This window comes from Streptomyces sp. NPDC059010 (assembly GCF_042740355.1).
In the GTDB taxonomy this organism is placed as follows: Bacteria; Actinomycetota; Actinomycetes; order Streptomycetales; family Streptomycetaceae; genus Streptomyces.
In genome coordinates this window covers 1-6687 of the sequence record NZ_JBHYJA010000059.1, presented here as the reverse complement: position 1 = coordinate 6687, position 6687 = coordinate 1, and the positions used below count along the sequence as shown (strand labels likewise).

The following is a 6687-nucleotide window of genomic DNA, read 5'->3' as shown; positions in this document are numbered from 1 at the left end:
TGGGGGCTCGGTTTGTTTTTGGGTGTGTGGGTGTGTGCCGGGGGGTGGGGGGGGGCGGTCTGCGGCGGGCCGGCCCCCCCCCCCGCGCCCCCCGCCCCCCCCGGGGGCCCTCTCCACAACCACGGCACATCCGCCCGCCCCCTCACCGGCCGCTCGCATGCGATCACGGCCCAGAGCCCTCAGGTCATATGCCTTCGCGACAGCCTTGCACGCGAAATGTCCCGGCGCTGCGATTTGGCGCACTGAATCTTGGAATCGACGCGTTCGGCAGAACGCCACAACTCCCGCTCCCGTACCGGGAATTACGCGGAACGGAACCCGAGATGGACAGCTACCGGTGCGTCAGCGCTTCGCGACGAACACATGCGAGGCGACGTCCGCCTCCAGCTCCGCGGCCTCACCACCGCTACCGACCAGCACGCCACCCGCGGACTCGGTCACACTCACCACCGAGCCGGGCTGCACCCCCGCCCGGCGCAGCGTGTACATCAGCTGCGCGTCGGTCTGGATCGGCTCCCCGATACGCCGCACCACGACCGTCTTGCCCTCGACACCCGGGTCCAGATCGGCCAGCGAGACCATGCCCTCGTCCAGGAACGGATCGGCGCCGTCCTTCTCGCCGAGCTCCTCCAGCCCCGGGATGGGGTTGCCGTACGGCGACTCGGTCGGGTGCCGCAGCAGCTCCAGCACGCGCCGCTCCACGGCCTCGCTCATCACGTGCTCCCAGCGACACGCCTCGGCGTGCACCTGCTCCCACTCCAGCCCGATCACGTCGACGAGCAGACACTCCGCGAGTCGGTGCTTGCGCATGACACGGGTGGCCAGCCGCCGCCCCTCGTCCGTGAACTCCAGATGCCGGTCGGTCGCCACGGACACCAGTCCGTCACGCTCCATCCGGGCCACCGTCTGACTGACGGTGGGGCCGCTCTGGTCCAGCCGCTCGGCGATCCGGGCGCGCATGGGGACCACACCTTCCTCCTCCAACTCAAGGATGGTGCGGAGGTACATCTCCGTGGTGTCGATCAGTCCGGACATACGTGCCCCTCGATTAGCTCTGCGATTAGCTCAGCCGGAAGCGAGACAGCTCCACGGCGCGTGCGCTGGCCCTGCCCTCAATTCTGCCGGATACCACTGACAACCGTGTCGCGCAGTTGAAACCAACGGGTTGCACGCCGGTACGGCGGCCATTTGACCGCACACCCCCACGGACCGCCACCCGCGTACGGCGGGAAGGGGCCGCCGCAGGCATCCGGCCGTATTGACAGCGCAATGGTCCAGACCGCACGGTGATCCGCAACACACACGCATCCACACCACCCGAGCCACCCCGGAGGGGCCCCGCATGAGCGACAGCAGCCCGGCCGACCAGTTCTTCGACGCCGCGATCGGCCTGCTCCACCGGGTCCGTGCCGAGGAAGCCGAGAACATCCAGGCAGCCGGCACCCTGCTCGCCGACACCGTGGCCACCGGCGGCCGCCTCTTCGCCTTCGGCGCCGGCCACTCCTCCCTCGCCGCCCAGGACATCGTCTACCGCGCAGGCGGCCTCGCCCTGATGAACCTGCTCGCCGTGCCCGGCGTCGTAGGCGTCGACGTCATGCCCGCCACCCTCGGCTCCGCCCTCGAACGCGTGGACGGCCTGGCGAGCGCCGTCCTGGACAGCTCCCCCCTCCGCGCGGGCGACGCCCTGATCATCATCTCCCTCTCCGGCCGCAACGCCCTCCCCGTGGAGATGGCCGTCCACGCCCGCGCCCTCGGCGTCAAGGTCATCGGCGTGACCTCGGTGGCGTACGCCTCGGAGACGAAGTCCCGCCATGTCTCCGGGACCTATCTCAAGGACCACTGCGACATCGTCCTCGACTCGAAGATCGCGATCGGCGACGCGGAACTCACCCTCGACACCATCCCGGCCCCCTTCGCCCCGGCGTCCACGGTCGTCACCACGGCACTCCTCCAGGCGGTCATGGCCACGGCGGCCGACTCCCTGGCCACCCGGGGCATCGAGCCCCCGCTCCTGCGCTCCGGCAACGTGGACGGCGGCCTCGACTGGAACAGCCGGGTGTTCGAGAAGTACGGCGACCGGATCTTCTACAAGCAGTGAACGCCCTGGCGGGGCGGCTCCGGCACCCCCGCTACTCCGCCTCCAGGACCCCCGCCAGATCCAACGCGGAAGCGATCCGCACCGCCACATCCTCCGCGTACACCGCGTCACTCCGCTCGAACGCACTGCGCCCCGAGCCCCGCAGAAACGTGACGACCCCGAGCGTCCGCCCCCGGCTCCGCAACACGGCACACAGCGCGTGCACGGCGTCCGCCGGCCACTGCCGCCCCACCGCCCACTCGCGCGCCCGCTCCGCCGGCATGTTCCCCGCATCGGCCCGCACCGACCCGGCCCGCGCCACGCACTGCAACGCCGGATGCCCCTCGGCGTACCGCACCGGCAGCCCGGCCTCCCCGCCGAGCAGACTCGGCCCCGGCGCCCCGGACGGCGTCACGGCGACCCGGACGAGCCGTACCGGCTCCGCCGTATCCGAATCCGCGTCGGCGACGGCAATACCGGCCCCACCGCCCCCACCCGCGACCCGGTCGATCAGCGCATGGTCGGCGAACCCGGCCAGCGCGAAGTCCAGATGCACGGTCGCCGCCTCGACAGGCTCCTCGCACTCCGCGGCGGCACGCGCGGCCCGATGCAGCTGATTCGTCCGGAACCGCAGCAGCGCCGCCTCCTGCTCGCTCTGCTTGGCCGCGGTCACGTCCTGGAAGAGCCAGCCCACGCCCAACGGCACCGGCTCCTCCGCGAGCGGCGAGGCCAGCCGTACGAAGCCGCACCGCCAGCACCGTCGCCGCTCGCCCTCCGGCGTCCGTACGCTCACCCAGATCTCGGCCGGCGCGGGCGGCGCGCCCTCCGCCAGCACATGTGTGAGCGCGCTCTCCAGCTCCTCCACCCCTTGGGCGAGCAGTTCGCCGAGCGGGCGCCCGAGCACGGACGTACGGCCGATGCCCAGTGCACGGGCCGCGTGCGCGTTCACCACGGCCGGCCGCAGATCGGCGTCGACCAGCACGACACCCCACGACGCGTCCTCGAACAAGGCCTCGCTCAGCGCGATCGACCGCTCCAGATCGATCTGCGCGTGCACCTCGCTGAAGGCGCAGTACACCCCGGCGGGCTTGCCGTCCGGACCGCGTACGGCAGCCGACTGGGTCCGTACGAGAACCCGCCCGCCGTCCTTGGTCAGCAGCGCGAACTCGTGCACCTGGCGTCCGGGAGCGTGCATGGCGGACATCAGCCGCCCCTCGACCTCCTCGGCGTCGGCCTCGCGCACCGCCCACCCGGCGAACCCGTGCCGCCCGACGGCCTCCGCCGCGGCCCAGCCCAGGATCCGCTCCGCCTCACGGTTCCAATGGGTGACGACCCCGTCGCCGTCGAAGGCGCACAGGGCAGCGTCCATCCCGTCCAGCAGCGCGGCCAGCAAATCGGACCCGCCTGCCGAACCCTCCGAACCACCCGACGACTCGTCCGGACCGTCCCGCTCGGGTTCGTCCGGCCCCAGCTCGTCGGTGGTCCCACTACGCCGGGAAGCACTCACCTGGACCCCCTGCCAAGCTGCGTCCGCACGTACGACGCGTCGGTTCGCTCACTTGCAATCATCTAACTGGAACGTGACACAGCACACACCGTGTTCCCCAAGATTGAAGGAATCGTTGTACGAGCCCCCGTCCGCCTACTCCGACCCCACGTCCCACCGCAGGTCCACCCACTGATCGCTCTCACCGTCCAGTACATACCGGTCGATCTCGATGAATCCCCGCGCCTCGGCGAACCGCAGCCCGTCCTCGTTGACGGCCAGCACACAGGTCTCGATCACCTCGGCGCCCAGCACGCGCGCGTGGGCGAGCCCGTCCTCGTACAGCCCCGCGCCGTAGCCACGCCGCCGGTACTCGGGCAGCACGCGCGCGATGACGGTCGCCACCGCGCCCTCGCCCTCCGGCGGGCGCACCGTCGAACAGCCGACGAGGACGTCACCGACGTACGCGTTCCGCAGCCGGTACCGCCCGGCGCGCTCCCGCGCCTCGTCGAGGGCCATGGCGGCGGGCGGGACGATCACGTTGTGGACGTGCCGCCACTCCTCCAGCATGACCTCACCGTCGACCGGCGCAATCCGGAGATCAGACATCTCCGTCCGCTGTTTTGTCATGCACCGAACGCTAGGTGACCAGCACGGACAGATCCAAGGAAAAAAAGCGGTTGATCGGGGCCGGACCGCTTCCTAGGGTGTGGGGCACACGAGAAGGGAGGTGGTTCGGCAGATGTATGAATACCGGACGCGTGAGGTGGCTGCGGGCTAGCGGCCCGTCACCCCACCCAGTGCGGTGCCGGACCAGCACGTGACAGACGCGTGCAGCCGGCCCAATCCCAGCAGTCACCCGACCCGCGAGCTCGCCGGTACGTCCGGCCGGCTCCTTCGCCGTCAGGCGGAGGAACCCGAGCTCGCGGGTCGTCTGCGTGCGTGGCCCTCCCGCGGCTCCCGGCTCACGGACTGAGCCGCTCCACCCGCCAGCTCCCGTCCTGCTCCGCCACATAGCGCAGCCGGTCGTGCAGCCGGTTCTCGCGCCCCTGCCAGAACTCCACCATCTGCGGCGCCACCCGGAAACCGCCCCAGTGTGGCGGCACCGGCACCTGCTCGCCCTCGGGATAGCGGGCGGCCAGCCCGGCGTAGGAGGCGTCGAGGTCGGCGCGGGTGGCGATGACCGAGGACTGGGCGCTGGCCCAGGCGCCCAGCTGGGAGCCGTGCGGGCGGGTGCGGAAGTACGCGGCGGTCTCGTCGCGTCCGGTGCGCCGGGCCACGCCCGTGACGATGACCTGGCGGGCCATCGGGTGCCAGGGGAACAGCAGCGAGACATACGGGTTGTCGGCGAGGTCGCGGGCCTTGCGGGAGTCGTAGTTGGTGTAGAAGACGAAGCCCTGCCCGTCGAACTGCTTCAGCAGCACCGTACGGGCGCTGGGCCGGCCCTCCGCGTCCGCCGTGGAGACGATCATCGCGTTCGGCTCGAAGAGATGGGCCTCCGCCGCGGCCTGCTTGAACCAGCGCGCGAACTGCTCGACGGGAGTGGCGGCGAGGTCGTTCTCGGCGAGGCCCTCGGCCCGGTACTGCTTGCGCATCGCGGCGGGGTCGAGGGGAGCGGCGTCTCGGTCGGTCACGCGGTCATCTTGCCGTATGCGGCGGGCGCCGTACGGGACGGTGTTCCCGGCACCGCCTGGCACTGAGTGCCGCAACATCTCCCCAAATGTGGCACTCGGGGATATCGTGCTGTTGCCGTCGCGGTTGGATGACCGCCAGCCGCACGGGGCATCACAGGGGTACGCCCCGGACCGCGAGTCCGCCGCGGCCCGGCATCCCGGACGCCTGCAGCCTGGCATCCGAATCCGGGTCCGTGACCGTGTATCCACCGGGCGTACGCGCCATCTCTGCCGACCTGCATGTGTCGTCCCACCACAACCTCACCTGTCCCACACATCACGAGGAGCCGCCTGATGTCCGACTTCGTACCCGGGCTCGAAGGAGTCGTCGCGTTCGAGACGGAGATCGCCGAACCGGACAAGGAGGGCGGCGCTCTTCGGTACCGGGGCGTCGACATCGAGGACCTGGTCGGCCATGTCTCGTTCGGCAACGTCTGGGGGCTGCTCGTCGACGGTGCCTTCCGTCCCGGGCTGCCGCCCGCCGAGCCCTTCCCGATCCCCGTGCACTCCGGCGACATCCGTGTCGACGTCCAGTCCGCGCTCGCCATGCTCGCGCCCGTGTGGGGCCTGAAACCCCTGCTGGACATCGGGGAGGAGCAGGCCCGCGCGGACCTGGCCCGGGCCGCCGTCATGGCCCTGTCCTACGTCGCCCAGTCCGCGCGCGGCCAGGGCCTGCCCATGGTCCCGCAGCGCGAGATCGACAAGGCGCAGTCCGTCGTCGAGCGGTTCATGATCCGCTGGCGCGGCGAGCCCGACCCCAAGCACGTGGCCGCCGTGGACGCCTACTGGACGTCCGCCGCCGAGCACGGCATGAACGCCTCCACCTTCACGGCCCGCGTCATCGCCTCCACCGGCGCGGATGTGGCCGCCGCCCTCTCCGGCGCCGTAGGAGCCATGTCCGGCCCGCTGCACGGCGGCGCCCCCTCCCGTGTCCTGCACATGATCGAGGAGATCGAGCGCACCGGCGACGCCGAGGCGTATGTGAAGCAGACCCTCGACAAGGGCGAGCGTCTGATGGGCTTCGGGCACCGCGTCTACCGTGCCGAGGACCCCCGCGCCCGCGTGCTGCGCCGCACCGCCCGTGAGCTCGGCGCGCCCCGCTTCGAGGTCGCCGAGGCCCTGGAGAAGGCGGCCCTGGCCGAGCTCCACGCCCGCCGCCCCGACCGCGTCCTGGCGACGAACGTCGAGTTCTGGGCCGCGATCATGCTGGACTTCGCTGAGGTCCCGGCGCACATGTTCACGTCCATGTTCACCTGCGCCCGTACGGCGGGCTGGTCGGCGCACATCCTGGAGCAGAAGCGCACCGGCCGCCTCGTCCGCCCCTCCGCCCGCTACATCGGCCCGGGCCCGCGGGACCCGCGCGATGTGGAGGGCTACGCGGACATCGCGCACTGACCCCGGGCCGCGGCCCCTCCGCCGAGCGGCGTCACACGGAGCCGATGAGCTCCGTG

At 71.4% G+C, this 6687-nt stretch carries 6 protein-coding genes; 2 read left to right on the top strand and 4 right to left on the bottom strand.

Features of this window, described 5'->3' with window-relative positions:
• Nucleotides 1-342 precede the first annotated feature (342 nt).
• Nucleotides 343-1035: a metal-dependent transcriptional regulator gene (locus ACFWYS_RS41105; protein ID WP_190071308.1), complete on the bottom strand. Its 693-nt coding sequence runs from the start codon at nucleotides 1033-1035 to the stop codon at nucleotides 343-345.
• Between the two features lie 307 nt (nucleotides 1036-1342).
• Between ACFWYS_RS41105 and ACFWYS_RS41100 the strand changes: the two genes are divergently transcribed.
• Nucleotides 1343-2098 carry an SIS domain-containing protein gene (locus ACFWYS_RS41100; RefSeq protein WP_384781089.1) on the top strand — a complete coding sequence of 252 codons (756 nt, stop codon included), beginning with the start codon at nucleotides 1343-1345 and terminating at the stop codon, nucleotides 2096-2098.
• Between the two features lie 31 nt (nucleotides 2099-2129).
• Here the strand turns inward: ACFWYS_RS41100 and ACFWYS_RS41095 are convergent, their stop codons facing one another.
• The 3 genes from ACFWYS_RS41095 to pdxH form a co-directional block, all read right to left on the bottom strand.
• Nucleotides 2130-3584: a PAS domain-containing protein gene (locus ACFWYS_RS41095; RefSeq protein WP_384781086.1), complete on the bottom strand. Its 1455-nt coding sequence runs from the start codon at nucleotides 3582-3584 to the stop codon at nucleotides 2130-2132.
• 135 nt (nucleotides 3585-3719) lie between these two features.
• On the bottom strand, nucleotides 3720-4193 hold the full coding sequence (locus tag ACFWYS_RS41090) for a GNAT family N-acetyltransferase (RefSeq protein ID WP_384781082.1): 474 nt from the start codon (nucleotides 4191-4193) through the stop codon (nucleotides 3720-3722).
• A 335-nt stretch (nucleotides 4194-4528) separates the two neighbouring features.
• The gene (gene pdxH / locus ACFWYS_RS41085) at nucleotides 4529-5197 is read right to left on the bottom strand and encodes a pyridoxamine 5'-phosphate oxidase (RefSeq protein WP_384781079.1); all 669 of its coding nucleotides are present in this window, start codon (nucleotides 5195-5197) and stop codon (nucleotides 4529-4531) included.
• 333 nt (nucleotides 5198-5530) lie between these two features.
• On the opposite strand from pdxH, the gene ACFWYS_RS41080 reads away from it, so the two are divergent.
• Nucleotides 5531-6631: a citrate synthase 2 gene (locus ACFWYS_RS41080; protein ID WP_384781076.1), complete on the top strand. Its 1101-nt coding sequence runs from the start codon at nucleotides 5531-5533 to the stop codon at nucleotides 6629-6631.
• Nucleotides 6632-6687: the final 56 nt, after the last annotated feature.

Coding starts and splice junctions, on each gene's coding strand:
- ACFWYS_RS41105 (WP_190071308.1), bottom strand. CDS start 1,035: ATGTCCGGACTGATCGACACCACGGAGATGTACCTCCGCACCATCCTT.
- ACFWYS_RS41100 (WP_384781089.1), top strand. CDS start 1,343: ATGAGCGACAGCAGCCCGGCCGACCAGTTCTTCGACGCCGCGATCGGC.
- ACFWYS_RS41090 (WP_384781082.1), bottom strand. CDS start 4,193: ATGACAAAACAGCGGACGGAGATGTCTGATCTCCGGATTGCGCCGGTC.
- ACFWYS_RS41080 (WP_384781076.1), top strand. CDS start 5,531: ATGTCCGACTTCGTACCCGGGCTCGAAGGAGTCGTCGCGTTCGAGACG.